Origin of the sequence: Paenibacillus sp. UMB7766-LJ446 (genome assembly GCF_030226665.1) — a bacterium.
Taxonomy (GTDB): Bacteria; Bacillota; Bacilli; order Paenibacillales; family Paenibacillaceae; genus Paenibacillus; species Paenibacillus vandeheii.
In genome coordinates this window covers 581,075-597,448 of sequence record NZ_JASOYM010000003.1, presented here as the reverse complement: position 1 = coordinate 597,448, position 16,374 = coordinate 581,075, and the positions used below count along the sequence as shown (strand labels likewise).

The window sequence follows — 16,374 nt, the reverse complement described above, 5'->3', positions numbered from 1 at the left end:
TTTAATATGATTGGACAAAAAAAGCAACAGGCATGTTGGAATCGCCCATTGCTTTTTCTCGCTCTGATTAACCTCCGTAAATACTGTAGGCAAAGTGATACACAATATCCGTATCATTTGTACTCGGACGACTCGTTACCTTCGCCAGCACACCACAAATATCATAATAATGCGTGAAGCTTATGGCTCCCGGCAAGTATTGACTTATGCTCCCGGTTGAAGGAGGCAGGGATAAGGTAGCAGTGAATTGACCGCTGCTGTTTGTCATAACCTTTGCACTCCGATATCTGTTGTTGCTGCCTTCGGTCCAATAATCATTCTCCCAAATGACTTCTACTTCTGCATTGGCTACCGCATAGTTATCTGATGTCGCGGCAACGCCAGTCACCGTAAAACTGGTTCCTGTTATACGGTAGTAGCGTCCATAAGTATATGTGGGGTAGTCATTCGGACCACCATTGGAGTTATAACCTGTGATCACGACTTTATCGGCTCTTAATACGGGCTGGAGGTGTAATGAATAGTTGTTATCCGAATAATTGCTTGTTGTATACACCCGCAAATAATATGTGCCCGTGCCTAGCGACATATTGCCATTGGTGGAGGGAACCAGTGCCATCCGATTATTGCTCAATGCACCATACAATTCCGCTTTATAGCCATTGCCTACAGAGGCTTGATCCAGATCGATATGCATGGCATCGTAATTTCTGCTTTCGGGAACCGTGATCTTATACCAATCCTGATCGACCTCTGAATTAATGGAACGGCTTGAAAGAGTAGAGCCACCAGTGGCTACCGTGAAAGGATAAGCATGAAGCGCATTCTCATCCGTCTCGTACGCATCATAGGTTGAGCTAGTTGAGACAGTTAGAGTAAATGGTTCATTGATGCTGCCTCCAACTGTGCCGTAGGCTTCAATTAAATAGGCTTTGGAACTGGCCGTGCTATTTTTCGTGCCGACATTTTCAGACAAGGTTCTGGATCCATTTCCGTAGTTATTGAGATACGTCCCATAGATGGAATAATCAATTGGAGTTGGGTTCAAATCACCAGTGGCCATGTCAAATTCGTAGAGATATAGATCGTAATCTAGCTGCGCTGATGCAGGATTATCCATTTGTACCTGTAGTATGCTTCCCGGTTGTACATAGATAGGGTATAAAAAGCTGGAGGTACCTTCTTGTTGGATGTAGCCCGTGTATGTATTAGTCTCTGCTGTGGCTGTAGCGATAACCGATTGCGGAGCCGAAATGAGTCCCTTTTGTAATTCTGAAGACGCGGTAGCCGATTCCAAATTGACAGATGCCTTTACCCGATGCTTCTTTAGTTTGGATGAATCGAGCTCAGAAGCAGCCTTGGTAAGTTCGGATATGATTTCTTCACTTGGCTGCAGTACCTGTTCTGCGACATGGGCATCAGGGTGAACTCCCGATTCGGCCATGTCATCGTCAGCAAACGCTTGAAAGCCAAAGGCAAAACTGAAAAGCAGATTTACGACGACAACCATAGACAGCGTCTTTTTCAAGGTTAAAACCTCCTCTGGATATAATAAATTTTTGCTACAATTGTATAATATACCAGTTTTGATAGTTTGTTAAGTGGTTATTATATGATGTTTTGAACTTTCTTTGAATAGAATAGCTATATAACTAGACTACCATCCAAGGATTAGAAGATATGATTGTTTTGGAAGGTTCCCTTCTTATATCTCTTCGGCGTATACCTTCTGGTTTATATAGTAGCAAGCTACAGTCTGCAAACCTCCATGCCGTGTTGAACGACTGTTTGGGGTTTGCTATAATGCACACAGGACGCAACGAAGAAGGGAGCCCGGTACGATGAAAAAGGCCAAACATACCTGTCCCTCCAATAGCAAGGCATTTGGCTTGGCATTGCAGGCCCTTGTATTCATGTCGGATAGTCCTAACCGCTATCCAAGTAACAATATCGCCGATCATTTATGCTCAGAAGCCACATTGATACGTCGAATATTAGCCAAACTCGCTCAAGAGAATATTCTGGAGGTTCGTGAAGGACGCGATGGAGGTTATCGCATGAAGCAGCCGCCGGAATTGGTGACACTGGCAGATATATATATGTCGCTTCAGACCGAGGCATCGCTGTGTGAAGGAATGTTGGATTCCACGGGTGAACACGCTTTTGGTATGCAGATGCATGATATGTTCAACGATATTACGGAAGAAATCAATGATAGCGTTTTGGAAATCCTGCGAAAATACACCATAGCCGACATGGCTAACAGGATGAGTCCGATAATGGAGAATTGACAACATCCCTATCCCACATATATACTGTGCTTATATTAGCACAGTTAGTGGTATATTTTTTTATCTTTAACTGTGTTAAATAATACACAGTATAATATATGGGAGGCAAAACGGGATGGAGAGCGTAAAACAAGAGCAAAGCTTTATGGAAGTGGTGAAGGAAAGACGTTCTGTACGGAATTACGATCCTGCATTCAAGATGTCAGAGCAGGAATTGAAAGATATTCTGACTGAAGCAGCCCTTGCTCCATCTGGCGCGAATATGCAGCCATGGAAATTCATTGTCTTTAATGATCAGGCTCTGAAAGAACAATTACTTCCCATCGCGAACAACCAACAGCAGGTGGTAGACTCCTCGGCCGTTATTGCGGTGTTGGGGGACTTGGAATACATCAAACAGGTTGACTCCGTTTATGATGCTTCTGTAGAAGCAGGTTATATGACTAAAGAAATTAAGGAATCATTGGTTACCAATATGAAGGGTATGCTGGGAAGCATGGATGCTCAATATATCAAAGATGGCGTCATATTTGACTGTGGTTTATTATCAATGCAGTTCATGCTTGCCGCCAAAGCGCGAGGTTATGATACTGTTCCAATGGCTGGATACGATAAAAATAAATTCATTGAAGCGTTCGATATTCCCGAACGTTATGTTCCAACCATTCTCATTTCCATCGGCAAAGCCTCACAACCGGGACATCCGACCACTCGACTGCCGATTGACGAGCTGACGTTCTGGAATGGCATCACAAAATAATGGAGGATTCTCCATTGGGAGAGTCACGCCTTGAGGGTGTGCGTAGTTCCCTTTTAACTAAAAAGAATGACTAAAGCAAGGCATCTGCAAAATATGAAAAGGCTGCCATTACGGCAGCCTTTTCATATTTAAGCATGAACATCGCGACCACGGTCAAATAGTGGGTGATGCAGGCAGGGATGTCCCTTTGTATGCCGCAATTCAACCAACCCACGTCAACCAAACCTCACTCCCAATACTATTCCAACTCAATCTCTTTCACTGTCTCACCCTCAACCAGCACGGGTTGGTAATAGGTGTTGGTGGGCAGATCCTTTTTGCCTTGCAGTTTCTTGATGACCCAATCCGCTGCATCACGGCCCATTTGCTCTTGGGGGTGGGTTAACGTCGTAAGTTTGATGTTGGCGTTCTTGGCGATGTACGAATTGTCCTGACCAATAATGGATAACTCGTCCGGGATCGAAATCCCCAGCTTCCTACATGCATGTACGACCTCCAGCCCCACTTCGTCGTTGTAACAGACAAGGGATGTCAGCGCATCTCTGTTTTCCTCCAGGAACACCTCCAGATTGGTGGAGAGATCCGGCTTCGATGCCGTATCGAACGAAAGTACCTGTTCGGGATGAAATCGCAGCTTGGCTTCGCCCAGCGCTTTGATGTATCCCTTCATCCGATACTTCCCTTGCAAGTCATCCATTTTCGCGATAATGCCGATCTGGCTGTGTCCTTTGGCGATCAACTCCCGGGTAGCAAGATAACTGGACTGCACGTCATCCAGACAGAAGAAAGGCACCTCCAGCTCTTCATAAAAGGCATTGATCATCGTGAACGGAACGTCCTGCTCTTTAAAGGAAAGGTAATAAGCAATGTTGGGATTGTACAGATTGCTTTTGGTCGGTTCAACAATCAGCCCATCGACGCCGTAAGCCAGCATCATTTCGAGCGCTTTTTTCTCTTGGGCAACGTCGTTATTCGTGCTGGCTAACAGCAACGAGTAATTATCTTCATTCAATCGGCCTTCAATGCCGCGGATGATGGAGGGGAAGATGTAATCGGAGATGTAAGTCGTGATGACGCCGATTGTTTTTTTCATCGTGTTCCCGCCGGTTCTGGATCGATACAGATTGCTTACATAGGTGCCGGAACCTTTCCCGCTTCTCAAAAACCCCTCGTTCGATAGTTCCAAAATGGCCTTCCGCACCGTCTGGCGACTCACGTTATAGCTGTCCTGCAATGCGGACTCGGTAGGGATTTGTTCGCCCACACTATAGGTCCCCGACAGGATATTGCTCTTAATATCATCAATGATGACCTGATACTTTGGCTTCACACAGTCCACTTCTTTCATCGTTACTTATCTATAAAAAAACATCGTCATATTCATAGTTGTACGTACATATTTTATCATGATTCGAATGCAATGGAAATGCAACAGCAGGTTTTTTGAATTAAAACGTACAACTCCTATTAAAAAACAGAGATATGTACCTTACAACAAAGCCTGTTGAGTACAGGAATTAGATCATTTAGACGGTATATTTCAATTAATGTAAGTATAACTATTATAAATTATTGACAAATGTACGTACAAAAAATATACTAAGGCTGTCAGAAAAGGAAAGCGCATTCTTTTCAATAAACCGGAATATGAATTCATTTCAATCATCCTAAGCCAAAACTATTTTTACTTTTACCTACTGTGGTCAGAGAGGGGACTACGTGATCATGAGTCATGTGGATATGAAAGAAGCGATTACCAAGGGAGCCACTTCACTAGGCATCGAATTTGGATCGACGCGGATCAAGGCGGTGCTGATCGACGAACGTTTTGAGACCATCGCGTCAGGCAGTTTTGAATGGGAAAACCTCCTGAAAGACGGATATTGGACGTACAACCAGGAGGATATTATCACAGGTCTTCAGACCGCGTATCGTGAAATGAAGCAAGACGTAGAACGGAAATACGGAATCACGTTGCAAACGGTAGGTTCCATCGGATTTTCCGCTATGATGCATGGATATATCGCATTGGATGGTGCGGGAGAACTGCTGGTACCGTTCCGGACGTGGCGTAACGCGACTACAGGGAAGGCTGCGAGAGAGCTTACGGATCTTCTTCAGTTCAATATCCCGGAACGCTGGAGCATCGCCCACTTGTACCAAGCGATCTTGGACGAAGAGGCTCATGTGCCTCGCATCGACCACCTGACAACGTTGGCTGGCTACATACATTTGCTGCTGACGGGTAATAAAGCCATCGGTATCGGCGATGCCTCGGGCATTTTCCCAATCGACGAGTCTACGCATAATTATCACCCATCCATGATCAAGCAGTTCGATGAACGAATCACAGACAAAGGCTATCCGTGGAAAGTCGAGGACCTTCTTCCCAAGGTGTATCTCGCAGGTGAGAACGCTGGTGAGTTAACCGAAGCGGGAGCCAAGCTACTGGACCCTTCGAATGATTTGCAGTCAGGCATTCCGCTCTGTCCGCCGGAAGGTGATGCCGGAACGGGCATGGTGGCAACGAATAGCGTGAGAAAGCGTACGGGGAACATCTCCGTCGGCACGTCCGTGTTCGCGATGATCGTATTGGAAAAGGAATTATCCAAAGTCTATCCTGAGATCGATATGGTTACGACGCCGGACGGTAGCCCTGTGGGCATGGTTCACGCCAATAACTGCTCCAGCGACATCAATGCCTGGCTTGGATTGTTCCGTGAATTTTCAGAGGCGATGGGCTACGAAGTGGATACCGGCAAGTTGTTCGGCGTGATGTTCAATAAGGCGTTGGAAGCTGACCCGGATGGTGGCGGTTTGCTGAGCTACGGTTATTACTCGGGTGAAAACATTACAGGCATCGAAAAAGGCCGTCCTTTGTTCGTCCGTTCCCCGGAAAGTAACTTTAATCTGGCGAATTTCATGCGCACGCATCTATTCACTGCTTTCGGTGCACTCAAGCTTGGCATGGACATTTTGACGAAGAACGAGCATGTGGCAATTGACAGCATTTTGGCTCATGGAGGTCTGTTCAAGACCCCTGTTGTCGGACAGCGGATCGTAGCTGCAGCGATGAACGTGCCGGTGTCAGTTATGTCTACAGCGGGTGAAGGCGGTGCATGGGGAATGGCGCTTCTGGCCTCGTACATGATCAACAAGGATCAGCAGGAGAGCCTGGATGTGTTCCTTGAGCAGAAGGTCTTCCATGATGTTGAGGGTGAGGAAGTTGCACCGGATGCATCGGATGTCAAAGGATTTGAAGCATTTATCGAACGTTATCGGAAGGGCCTCGCGATTGAGCAGGCGGCGGTAGATCATCTGGTAGAGAACGGGAGGGACTAACACATGTTAGAACAACTGAAAGAAGAGGTCTATGAGGCGAATCTGGAGCTTCCTAAGCACGGACTGGTGAAGTTCACATGGGGTAATGTCAGCGCGATGGATAGGGATAGCGGTCTGTTTGTCATCAAACCGAGCGGTGTCAGCTATGACAAGATGAAACCAAGCGACATGGTTGTGGTCGATCTGGACGGCAATGTGGTAGAGGGCGAAATGAGACCCTCCTCGGATACCGCAACTCACGCGGTGCTGTACAAACATTTTCCGGAAATCGGCGGTATCGTGCACACTCATTCCACTTGGGCGACTATCTGGGCGCAAGCCGGATTGGACGTACCCGTTATGGGAACGACACATGCAGACACGTTCTATGGTGCCGTACCTTGTGCCCGTTTCTTGAACCAGGGAGAGATCGATCGCGGCTACGAAGCGGAGACAGGCCATGTCATTATCGAGACGTTCGAACAGCGCGGACTGGATGTGATGGCGATCCCGGCAGTCCTGCTTCATGGTCATGCACCGTTCACATGGGGCAAAGACGCCAAGTCGGCGGTGGTGAACAGCGTCGTGCTGGAGGAAGTATGCAAAATGAACCTGTATGCACGGCAATTGAATAACTTTGCCAAAGAACTGCCACAAGGCATTTTGGATAAACACTATTTGCGGAAACACGGAAAAGACGCGTACTACGGGCAGAAGTAATTAGTCTGACCTTATGTAGTGCCTGATTTTTACACGGTAACGGAGAGTGCAGAACCAATCTGGAGAAGCGGAGCGCTCGCGTTTATCACAGGATTTTCCCTTTAAAAAAGGGTTCAAAAAATCCGGGGATAACCAGCGATCGGAAGATGGTACTGCAATCGGAGTGGCTAGTGTAAATGAGTTAGAAATACATTAAAAGAAAAGAGGATGATTACATGTCAACAACAGCAGCTAAACAGTTTTGGTTCGTCGTGGGTTCACAGCATCTGTACGGGGAAGAAGCACTGGGCGAGGTTAAAGCCAACGCACAGAAAATCACGGATGCTCTCAATGCAAGTGGCGTGCTGCCATACCCGCTCGTATTGCAGGATTTGGCGGTAAGCGCAGATAAAATCACTAGCATCATGAAAGAAGTGAACTATCGCGACGAAGTGGCGGGTGTGATCACCTGGATGCATACGTTCTCACCTGCAAAAATGTGGATTCGGGGTACGAAATTGCTGCAAAAACCGTTGCTTCATCTCGCGACACAATTTAATGAAAGCATTCCTTGGGCGACCATCGACATGGACTTCATGAACTTGAACCAAGCGGCTCACGGTGACCGAGAATATGGTTTCATCAATGCACGCCTGAGAAAACAAAACAAAATCGTTGTTGGCTACTGGGAGCGTCCTGAAGTGCAGCAGCAGGTTGCGGATTGGATGGACGTAGCGGTTGCCTACAACGAAAGCTTCAACATCAAGGTTGCCCGTTTCGGCGACAACATGCGTAATGTAGGCGTGACCGAAGGGGATAAAGTGGAAGCGCAGATTCAATTCGGATGGACAGTTGATTATTTCGGTATCGGCGACCTCGTACAATACGTGAATGCCGTAACAGAGCAAGAAATCGATGATCTGATCGCTCAGTATGCGGAACTGTATGAATTCGATTATGGCACGAACAACAAAGAAGCTTGGGAAGCTAGCGTACGTGTACAAGCAAGTTATGAAATTGCGATTAAACGTTTCCTGGACGAAGGTGGGTACAGTGCCTTCACCACTAACTTCGAAGATCTGCATGGTATGAAGCAGCTTCCGGGTCTGGCTGTACAACGCCTGATGGCCCAAGGGTATGGTTTCGCAGGTGAAGGAGATTGGAAAACGGCTGCACTCGACCGCCTGCTTAAAGTTATGGCCCATAACGAAAACACGGGCTTCATGGAGGATTACACGTACGAAATGGCGGCTGGTCAAGAGGCGATCCTTCAATCCCATATGCTTGAAGTAGACCCGACACTCGCCAGCAACAAACCTAAAATCATCGTGTCCCCACTGGGTATCGGCGATCGCGAAGATCCTGCACGTCTCGTATTCGATGGCAAAGCAGGAGAAGGTGTCGTGGTATCCATGGCAGACTTCGGAACGCATTACAAATTGTTAATCAACGAAGTATCCGCATTCGAACCGACGGTTCCAGCGCCTAATCTGCCGGTAGCCCGTGTACTGTGGAATGTGAAGCCCAACTTCCAGGATGGGGTCAGAGCTTGGATCGAGAATGGCGGCGGTCACCATACCGTAGTTTCCTTGAACCTGACAACAGACCAGATTGTTACTTATGCTAAATTGGTGAACCTGGAGTACGTTGTGATTAAATAAGTTTTGTTATTCATGAACTCATACAAATTCTTTCCTTAGGGCCGGGGGGTTCCCCGGCCCTTTATCTTGCTCAGAGACGCATGGTATTTGGTCAGAAACGGATCTTGTGCTCACGCCAAGACAAAGGATAATGTTAGTACCGTCGTCTACGTTCTATTTTGCTATAATAGCCCAAAGGAGGTTATCCATAATGATGCATACCCAAGAAAGTCTACTCCACCAACTGCGCCAGCTCGGTATCGATGACCAAGGAACGCTGCTTGTTCACTCTTCCATGAAAAGCATGGGCGAAGTCGAAGGCGGCGCGGATACAGTGTTGGATGCATTGACCGAGTATATGAAGGAAGGACTGCTGGTGCTGCCAACGCACACATGGTCCACCATCAATGCGGACAATCCGATGTTCCACGTGGAATCTTCACCCTGCTGCGTCGGTATTCTGCCTGAGCTGTTTCGCAAACGTCCTGACGTAGTACGTTCTTGGCACCCTACACATTCGGTAGCTGCTCTGGGACGGGATGCCGAAGCATTTACGAAGGACGATCATCTTTTTGATACACCGTGCGCGAGAGGCTCCGCCTGGGGTAAGCTGCTTGATCGGAAGGCCACCATCCTTTTGGTCGGCGTTGATCTGAAGAGGAACACGTTTATCCATGGTATCGAAGAATGGGTGGACATCCCAGGCAGGTTAACCGATGAGCCTGAGATGTTAAACACAGTTTTACCCGATGGAACCGAGATTTCGGTACCTTCACGTAGACATTGCGGATTGTCGTGGTCGGAGCACTTTTGGAAAGTGGATGACGTTCTTGAGCGTAAAGGAGCAATGCGTAAGGGGCAGCTTGGTGATGCAGTCGTCAGAGTATGCGATGCGGCGATGTTGACAGAAGTAATCACGGATATGCTGGAAGATAATCCGGATTTGTTCTCGGACAATTTACCTTTGGAAGCGATGTACGAATGAGGAGTGGGCCGTCCGGTGACGGAGGGCTCTATATACGCATTTCCGTACCTCCTACGACAGCTAACAAGGTCTTCTTCCCTCCCGGTTTGCATGCAAACGTTCAAATTCTTTCACGAAAACGCAAAAATAGCGCAAAATTCAATCAGAGGTTGGCTGGATTGCCATTGTATGGGCTACTCAGTCCAGTAGCGGTATGATAAGATGTGGTTAATTTAACCAATAGCAGTAGTATAGGATATCTTTTATAGGTTTATCGAAGATTCACATTAGCGTAAGCAGCGTTATGAAATACCCCAGTTCAATACTATCCTCGTTGTCGCATGCAAAAAGGAGAAGATTCGTGAGCCCATTAGTATGGTATGATCTCTTTCTATTCGTCCTATTGTTTGTTGTATACGTATATGTTTTTGCTACAGTTAGAATTACGAACTTACATAAGGTTTACTTTTTGTTTCATGGGTTGATGATGCTGTGGCCATTCTGTCAGTTTGCGAGTACGTTGACGGATGATCCCGGCTTGCAGTTGTTCTATGTAACGTTATCTTTTGTCGCGGTTTCCTTGCTCGGGGGAGGTTGGCTGCTGCTTACCATCTTTATTACTGGTGAGGCGGAGCGATTAGGCAAAATAAGATCCTTCCTGCTATTTATTCCCGCGGTTATTGGCGCTGTAGGCGTGGTCCTGAACCCGTGGAGCTGGTTTGTAACTCCGCTGGCAGGCGGTTATGTTGAGCGGGCATATGGACCCTGGTTCTGGGTTGTCATGTTTATTCTCGTGAGCTACTTTGTGACTTCCCTCTTTATTTTGTTCCGGGCACTTTATTCTTCGCGAACGTCCACCATGATTAAAAACCAGGTGAAAGTTACGCTATGGGGCATATTCGTGCTGGCTGTTTTTGCAACCATCGACGCTCTGCTCAATGTAGTTCTAAGAGCGTATTTACCATTCATTATTCCCGGACTGACTTCGCTGGGGATTTTCCTGTCTGACCTTTTCTTCGTTTATGTGATTAAAAGATACAATGTGTTCGATCTCGTTTCCATCGCCCATGAGGATGTGATCAATACCATTCCTTACGGCATCCTTGTATTGGATGAGAATGAGATGATTATTGAATTGAACAAAGCCTCGCGATCCTTCATGGATCTGCATGTGGGGGATTCTTTTGATATGGCAGCATTTCTGAATTCTGTTCGTGTAGAGGGCAGCAGTCAGACGTTTCTGGATCAGTATAAGCAAAAGGACAATATCCTGTCTCAAATTGAAATTATCACGCAGCGCGACATTATGCGTCATTATATTCTCCAATCGTCTCCGATTGTGGATTCTTCTCGTAAACCTATTGGTCATATCCTTACGTTCCAGGATGTCTCTCAAGAGCGCTTCTATGTCAAAGAAATGAATCGGCAGAATGAGACGCTTCAGGAGCGTAATCACGCCCTGGATCGTATTCGTCTGGAGTTGTCCGAGGCCAATCGCAAGCTGGAGGAACTCGCTCTAACGGACAGTCTGACGAACTGCTACAACCGCCGTTATCTGACTCAACACCTGAATCACGAGGTCATCACCAATATTCAATATAAAACGCCGTTTTCACTCATACTCCTGGATATTGATTACTTCAAAGCGATCAATGATCGCTACGGACATGTCATCGGGGATGAAGTGCTGCAACGCACGGCTCAGGCCGTCAAAGAATCCATTCGGAGTACCGATATCCTGACCCGTTATGGCGGGGAGGAGTTCATGATCTACCTTCCGCATACCGAACGACAGTTAGCTCAACAAATAGCGGAACGTGTGAGATTAGCGGTGGAGTCGAACCTCATTATGGTGGATCACGAGATCGAAGAGGTGTCCATTACGATTAGCATAGGGATTTTGTCTATTGAGGATTTTGAATGTGAGCATGTACCGGACAATCCGGAGGGGTACTTAATTCAGTTGTTCGCTGCGGTAGACAAGGCGTTGTATCAGGCGAAGCAGAATGGGCGTAATCGGATTGAGTTTGCGGAGTTTGAGCGGGTTGTTCTGTGAGAATATTTAATTGAATTGTGGATATAATGGTTATATAATTTAAAAAACGTCCAATTTTTAAAAATAGAAAGGTGATTTTATGAAGTATGAGAAGTTATCTAAGCTATATTATAAATTGGATCATGAGTCGTATCAGATTGAATTAAACAAAAGAAAAGAAAGCTACGGTAGTTACCTAACAGGATTAATGATCAGAGGGTTTAGAAAAGGACAGCAGCTACCAGAATCTTTCGAGCTGTTTTATGTAAATACTCATCAACTAATGACTCTGAATAATCAGGTCTTATTAAATAGCTCCCAAATTTCTCTGCTTATTAGTAAGCTGCCTGATTTTGTTGTAAAACCTTATTTTGATAAGCTCATTATTAATGAAGCTCAGAGTAACAACGAAATTGAAGGAATACGTAGCACAAAGAAGGAATTACAAGAGGCTTTAAATGAAGTGGGAAAGTCGGAGCCTAAAAACAAGAGATTTCAGGGACTCATGAAAACATATCGCTATATGGATCAAATCAAGCCTTTTGAACATGTTCACGATTTTAGGACATTATATGACGATCTAGTGGCAGATGAAATTAAACTCGAGGACATTCCTGATGGTGATTTGTTCCGTAAAGGTCATGTCGAAATAAATGATGGCTTTGTTACAACACATATTGGTGTAAGTTCTGAGAAAAATATTGTTGAAGCCTTGGGAGCACTCGTTAATTATCTAAAAGATGAATCACATCCTCCACTATATCGGTACATGGTTGCTCATTATTATTATGAGTACATTCATCCATTTTATGATGGTAATGGACGGACAGGGCGCTTAATAGTGGGAAGTTATATATCCCATTATTTGGATAAGTATACAGCTATAACATTTTCTTATGCCGTAAATAGGGATAAACCCAAATATTATAAGGCATTAGAGGAAATAGCTTTTCCTTTGAATCAAGGAGATATGACGTTTTTCTTAATCCATATGCTTGAATTACTCTCCAGTGGACAGAGTGGGATTATTGAAGATCTCGAAATAAACCTAATGAAACTGGAGAGAATTAAGGAATATATGAATAGCGATCGATGGGAAGAATATAAAGATGAACGAAACATATTATATTTAATCGTTAGCATTAATGTATTTGTAGCGGATAAAATGATCTTGTCTGTGCAAAATTTAATGGAATTGTCTAATATGTCCAGACATATGATTAACAAAGTCATGGATTATTTAGTTCAAGAGGGATATGTTAAATTAGTAAGTAAAAAACCAAAATCGTATCAAGTTTGTGATGGTTGTATTGAAACGATTTTATCTAGATGAATTTTTAAGCTCTTTCCTGAAAGCCTGGAAAGGGCTTATTAATTTAGGTCATTTATCTACTTGGAAAAAGAACAGCCATAAGCTAAAGCTTAGCTTCAAAAAGCATTCTTCAACTCGTTTATGATTTTTTTCATAATTTCAATTTGGCTCTTCTTAAGCTCGCTAATGACTACAGAGTATTCATCAATTGCATTACGTCGTAGTGAGATTTCTTCATCCTCATCTATAGCAATGAATACATCAGAAGTTGAGACTTTTAGAGCTGTAACAATTTTTTCCAAGGTATCAATAGAAAAATTTCTTTCCCCACGCTCCACAGAACCTATATATGCATCATCGAGTCCCGAGTGCTCTGCAAGTTGTTGTTGTGTCCAACCCTTCGCCTTTCGAATTTCTCTAATCCGTTCTCCAACTGAATTCCGTAATGTTGTCATATTAACCACCTCTCCTAAAGGTTAGGAGAGTATCGATGTAATTAGCAGAGATATAAAGGCGGTAAAATGTGTTGAAAAAGCTGCGATAAAGTACTATATTTTATTTATTGTACTACTTCTTTGGAGTTTCTAAAAGGAAAACAATAATATGATAGTTTACTACTATGGAATTCAATTCTTTATCCTATCCCAAATTAAGGAGGATTATCTTTGCGAAAATCTATCCTAAAATCACTCAAACCAGACATCATTGTTGAAATGTTGGAGATGGCTGTTGCTTTTGAGAATTGGAACAAGGTGATGGAGACAGCGGACGTTTTGTACCAGTGTGTTCAGTGCATCCTTGAAGAGCGTCAGGAGCATCGAACCAAAGGATTACCTTTACCCTATATCCGTACCGAGCGTCCGTTGATCTATTATTACGGGTTCAGTCTCCAGATGCGGGGTATGGCTTACGAAAAGATGGGACAGGTAGATCAGGCGCGGGCGTGTATCGACCAGTATGCAGAACTAGCATGGATGGAAGAGCTGGATGAGACGGGAATGCAGGTAGTTCAGGAGTTTAGGCATCGAGCACAGGTGAATCGGTATGCGCTGGAGATTGAAGCGGGGCATGCAGAGCTACTGGAGGAGTATGTGAATTTTCTGCTAGAGCACCCAGATGAATGTATAGCCGGTCTGAGAACGATTGTGGGGGCGGCGGTCCGGTATCGATGGCAGATTGATCGAGTTTTACATATGTTCGCGAGTCAGGTCCAGGGAAGTGGCAGAGAAATAGATTCTTCAAACAATGATGATATGTACCATTACTGTTTTCACCGGGCTTTATACGAACAAGGGATGGGGAGGCAAAAGAAAGCGGTGGAGTTCATTTTGCAGGCGCTCAGGTTAGCGGATGAGCTTGAGATGAATCAGTATTTCAAAAAATGCGCGGCACTATTGGAATCGTTGCGTGAAAATGCGACGGAGGAGCAGATTGGGCGGTATCGGGTGTTTTTGGAGGAGATAGGGTAATGGCGTTATCTGCTGGTGATAAGTGCTTTGAAATGGGTAAATGCATATAGGACCATAGCACCGATGATGAATACAGCTTATGTTTTTAAATATGGTCAAATCAGGATGTTAGCCGGATGGTCTGTCATACAAACTTCTGCTAACATTGGTTAATCCTATTTTAAATGAGCGGAGAAACATATGAGTACAATCAAAGTAACCCCTGAGCAACTGCATCACGTATCGAATCAGGTGGATCAGGCAAGACAACAGTTGGAGCATATACGTGGTGATCTGACGAGACAGCTCATGTTCATTCAGATGATGTGGATGGGTGCGACGCAGGAGCGGTTTTACTATGAGTTTGAGCAATCACGCCCTATACTTGATAAAGCGCTGGAGAGTATGGTGAACACATCCAAGGAGTTGAAGGACATCGCCACGCGCTTCCAGGATGCAGATGCTCAGTTGGTAAGTCTGGGTGGTGTAATTGGAGCTGTCGGTGCCGCAGTTATCATGACCAATTCAGCAGATGATACAAGCGCGGGTGATAAGGGCTATCGGATGGCTCTATGTTTGGAAGATGGATGCCTGTGAACGAGAAAGGTGTTACGGATCAGGCTGCCCTTCAGGCTTATGAGAAGGATCACGGGGATCTGGATGTAAATCGAATGCAAGCTGTGAATATTGAACCGCATGGGGAGGATATTTTTGGGTTACAGATCAAGGCGTTTGAGATGGGCATTCATCCTACAACAGGAGAGCCTGTTTCAGATAAATATGCTCAGACCATGATTGCTACTCTGAAGTTTAGTCAGATTTTCATGGCGATTCAGATGGTTCGTGGGAGTATGCCGGGCGTTAAAGGGCCTCATCGGTTGCCCGCTTCCAATCCAGCTGTGGCGAAGATTAAGAAGCATATTGAGGCTGCAAAGGCTAAATCAAGTAAAAGCCTTGCCGGAAGTTCTAATGGAAAGATAGAAGCTAATAAGAAATTCTCTGATATGAATGTAGATGAACAATTAGCTATATCGAAACGATATGCTCAAACTGCTCCAATTGAGATTCCTGAAAGTGCGAATATGAAAGCTAAATCAATGAATGATGGCTATGAACAGATAACCTATAAATGGAGTGACGAGACATATAAGTATGAAGTTAGATGGCACACTAGAACATCTGGTGCCCCTATTGACCAAGGGAACACGTGGGTAATTCAAAGAACAATTCCGGGTAATGGGGGCAACAGGCCACAGTCTTTTTACAAGATTGGAGAAAGCGAGTGGGTTGAGGGATATAAGTGGTATGATGCAATAGCTGCACGAAAAGCAGGTACTGCTACGCCGGAACAAGTCAGGATTTTAGATCAAGGACATTGGAAGGAGTAATACGATGAAAGAAGAACTAGTTAATGATTCCTTTTATGTTGGATTTGAAGGGCAACCCGAGATATTAATTCTTTTTGAGAACCCAACCGAAAAGAATATTCTGAAAATGTGGAATGGATATTTTGAGACATTATTAGATCTTATGTGTCAGTACGAGCCTTCTAATGAAGGTATCTTACATGAGTATTATGCTCATGAAGGTTGGTATGAAGAAAGTCCATGGGAAATACAGAACCTTGATGCAGCTATTCATTTATTTAAATCCTTTGATATGAGTAAATTAACTAGTGAGCAAATAGAGAATTCAGAGAATATCGTTCCTGCTCTGCCAGAAGTTGCACAACAGATATCAACGTTTTTAGAAGCAGCCAAATCGAATGAAAGTAACGTCTATATAATTTACGATTGAATGGTTTATAAAGCGAATTTTCTCTATGAACAATGAAATTAGTTTTACTTATCTGGGTAGTCTGAACTTCTTAAATGAGGGGCTCAGACTATTTGTGTTGCCCATTA

General features: G+C 44.7%; 16 protein-coding genes. 12 read left to right on the top strand and 4 right to left on the bottom strand.

Going from position 1 to position 16,374, the window contains the following annotated elements:
* Positions 1–67 precede the first annotated feature (67 nt).
* On the bottom strand, positions 68–1,528 hold the full coding sequence (locus QP794_RS10715) for a hypothetical protein (RefSeq protein ID WP_285076316.1): 1,461 nt from the start codon (positions 1,526–1,528) through the stop codon (positions 68–70).
* 313 nt (positions 1,529–1,841) lie between these two features.
* Between QP794_RS10715 and QP794_RS10710 the strand changes: the two genes are divergently transcribed.
* Entirely contained in the window at positions 1,842–2,291 is a 450-nt protein-coding gene (locus QP794_RS10710) for an RrF2 family transcriptional regulator (protein ID WP_079348341.1), read from the top strand.
* A gap of 115 nt (positions 2,292–2,406) precedes the next feature.
* Positions 2,407–3,051, top strand: a complete 645-nt coding sequence (locus tag QP794_RS10705) for a nitroreductase family protein (protein WP_079348339.1) — start codon at positions 2,407–2,409, stop codon at positions 3,049–3,051.
* Between the two features lie 70 nt (positions 3,052–3,121).
* Here QP794_RS10705 and QP794_RS10700 read toward each other — a convergent pair whose 3' ends face one another.
* On the bottom strand, positions 3,122–3,265 hold the full coding sequence (locus tag QP794_RS10700; protein ID WP_285076313.1) for a hypothetical protein: 144 nt from the start codon (positions 3,263–3,265) through the stop codon (positions 3,122–3,124).
* Between the two features lie 24 nt (positions 3,266–3,289).
* Positions 3,290–4,381 (bottom strand): GntR family transcriptional regulator, encoded by a 1,092-nt coding sequence (locus QP794_RS10695; protein ID WP_285076502.1) that lies wholly within the window; start codon positions 4,379–4,381, stop codon positions 3,290–3,292.
* A gap of 395 nt (positions 4,382–4,776) precedes the next feature.
* On the opposite strand from QP794_RS10695, the gene QP794_RS10690 reads away from it, so the two are divergent.
* The 6 genes from QP794_RS10690 to QP794_RS10665 all read left to right on the top strand — a co-directional run bounded on the left by QP794_RS10690 (position 4,777) and on the right by QP794_RS10665 (position 13,043).
* Entirely contained in the window at positions 4,777–6,393 is a 1,617-nt protein-coding gene (locus QP794_RS10690; protein ID WP_285076311.1) for a xylulokinase, read from the top strand.
* Positions 6,394–6,396: 3 nt separating this feature from the next.
* Entirely contained in the window at positions 6,397–7,092 is a 696-nt protein-coding gene (locus QP794_RS10685) for an L-ribulose-5-phosphate 4-epimerase (RefSeq protein ID WP_285076309.1), read from the top strand.
* 215 nt (positions 7,093–7,307) lie between these two features.
* Positions 7,308–8,732: an L-arabinose isomerase gene (gene araA, locus QP794_RS10680; protein ID WP_285076307.1), complete on the top strand. Its 1,425-nt coding sequence runs from the start codon at positions 7,308–7,310 to the stop codon at positions 8,730–8,732.
* 193 nt (positions 8,733–8,925) lie between these two features.
* Positions 8,926–9,696, top strand: coding sequence for an AAC(3) family N-acetyltransferase (locus QP794_RS10675; protein ID WP_285076500.1), 771 nt, complete (start codon positions 8,926–8,928; stop codon positions 9,694–9,696).
* Between the two features lie 340 nt (positions 9,697–10,036).
* Positions 10,037–11,731: a histidine kinase N-terminal 7TM domain-containing diguanylate cyclase gene (locus tag QP794_RS10670; RefSeq protein ID WP_285076305.1), complete on the top strand. Its 1,695-nt coding sequence runs from the start codon at positions 10,037–10,039 to the stop codon at positions 11,729–11,731.
* 79 nt (positions 11,732–11,810) lie between these two features.
* Entirely contained in the window at positions 11,811–13,043 is a 1,233-nt protein-coding gene (locus tag QP794_RS10665) for a Fic family protein (RefSeq protein WP_285076303.1), read from the top strand.
* 95 nt (positions 13,044–13,138) lie between these two features.
* Here the strand turns inward: QP794_RS10665 and QP794_RS10660 are convergent, their stop codons facing one another.
* Positions 13,139–13,477 carry a helix-turn-helix domain-containing protein gene (locus tag QP794_RS10660; RefSeq protein ID WP_285076301.1) on the bottom strand — a complete coding sequence of 113 codons (339 nt, stop codon included), beginning with the start codon at positions 13,475–13,477 and terminating at the stop codon, positions 13,139–13,141.
* Positions 13,478–13,687: 210 nt separating this feature from the next.
* Between QP794_RS10660 and QP794_RS10655 the strand changes: the two genes are divergently transcribed.
* From QP794_RS10655 to QP794_RS10640, 4 genes are all read left to right on the top strand, one after another.
* The gene (locus tag QP794_RS10655) at positions 13,688–14,491 is read left to right on the top strand and encodes a DNA-binding protein (protein ID WP_285076299.1); all 804 of its coding nucleotides are present in this window, start codon (positions 13,688–13,690) and stop codon (positions 14,489–14,491) included.
* Positions 14,492–14,671: 180 nt separating this feature from the next.
* Positions 14,672–15,067, top strand: coding sequence for a WXG100 family type VII secretion target (locus QP794_RS10650; RefSeq protein WP_285076298.1), 396 nt, complete (start codon positions 14,672–14,674; stop codon positions 15,065–15,067).
* On the top strand, positions 15,064–15,858 hold the full coding sequence (locus tag QP794_RS10645; RefSeq protein WP_285076296.1) for a hypothetical protein: 795 nt from the start codon (positions 15,064–15,066) through the stop codon (positions 15,856–15,858). The genes QP794_RS10650 and QP794_RS10645 overlap by 4 nt, the downstream gene beginning before the upstream one ends.
* A 4-nt stretch (positions 15,859–15,862) precedes the next feature.
* Positions 15,863–16,267, top strand: coding sequence for a hypothetical protein (locus QP794_RS10640; protein WP_285076294.1), 405 nt, complete (start codon positions 15,863–15,865; stop codon positions 16,265–16,267).
* Positions 16,268–16,374 lie beyond the last annotated feature (107 nt).

Coding starts and splice junctions, on each gene's coding strand:
- QP794_RS10710 (WP_079348341.1), top strand. CDS start 1,842: ATGAAAAAGGCCAAACATACCTGTCCCTCCAATAGCAAGGCATTTGGC.
- QP794_RS10705 (WP_079348339.1), top strand. CDS start 2,407: ATGGAGAGCGTAAAACAAGAGCAAAGCTTTATGGAAGTGGTGAAGGAA.
- QP794_RS10690 (WP_285076311.1), top strand. CDS start 4,777: ATGAGTCATGTGGATATGAAAGAAGCGATTACCAAGGGAGCCACTTCA.
- QP794_RS10685 (WP_285076309.1), top strand. CDS start 6,397: ATGTTAGAACAACTGAAAGAAGAGGTCTATGAGGCGAATCTGGAGCTT.
- araA (WP_285076307.1), top strand. CDS start 7,308: ATGTCAACAACAGCAGCTAAACAGTTTTGGTTCGTCGTGGGTTCACAG.
- QP794_RS10675 (WP_285076500.1), top strand. CDS start 8,926: ATGCATACCCAAGAAAGTCTACTCCACCAACTGCGCCAGCTCGGTATC.
- QP794_RS10665 (WP_285076303.1), top strand. CDS start 11,811: ATGAAGTATGAGAAGTTATCTAAGCTATATTATAAATTGGATCATGAG.
- QP794_RS10660 (WP_285076301.1), bottom strand. CDS start 13,477: ATGACAACATTACGGAATTCAGTTGGAGAACGGATTAGAGAAATTCGA.
- QP794_RS10650 (WP_285076298.1), top strand. CDS start 14,672: ATGAGTACAATCAAAGTAACCCCTGAGCAACTGCATCACGTATCGAAT.
- QP794_RS10640 (WP_285076294.1), top strand. CDS start 15,863: ATGAAAGAAGAACTAGTTAATGATTCCTTTTATGTTGGATTTGAAGGG.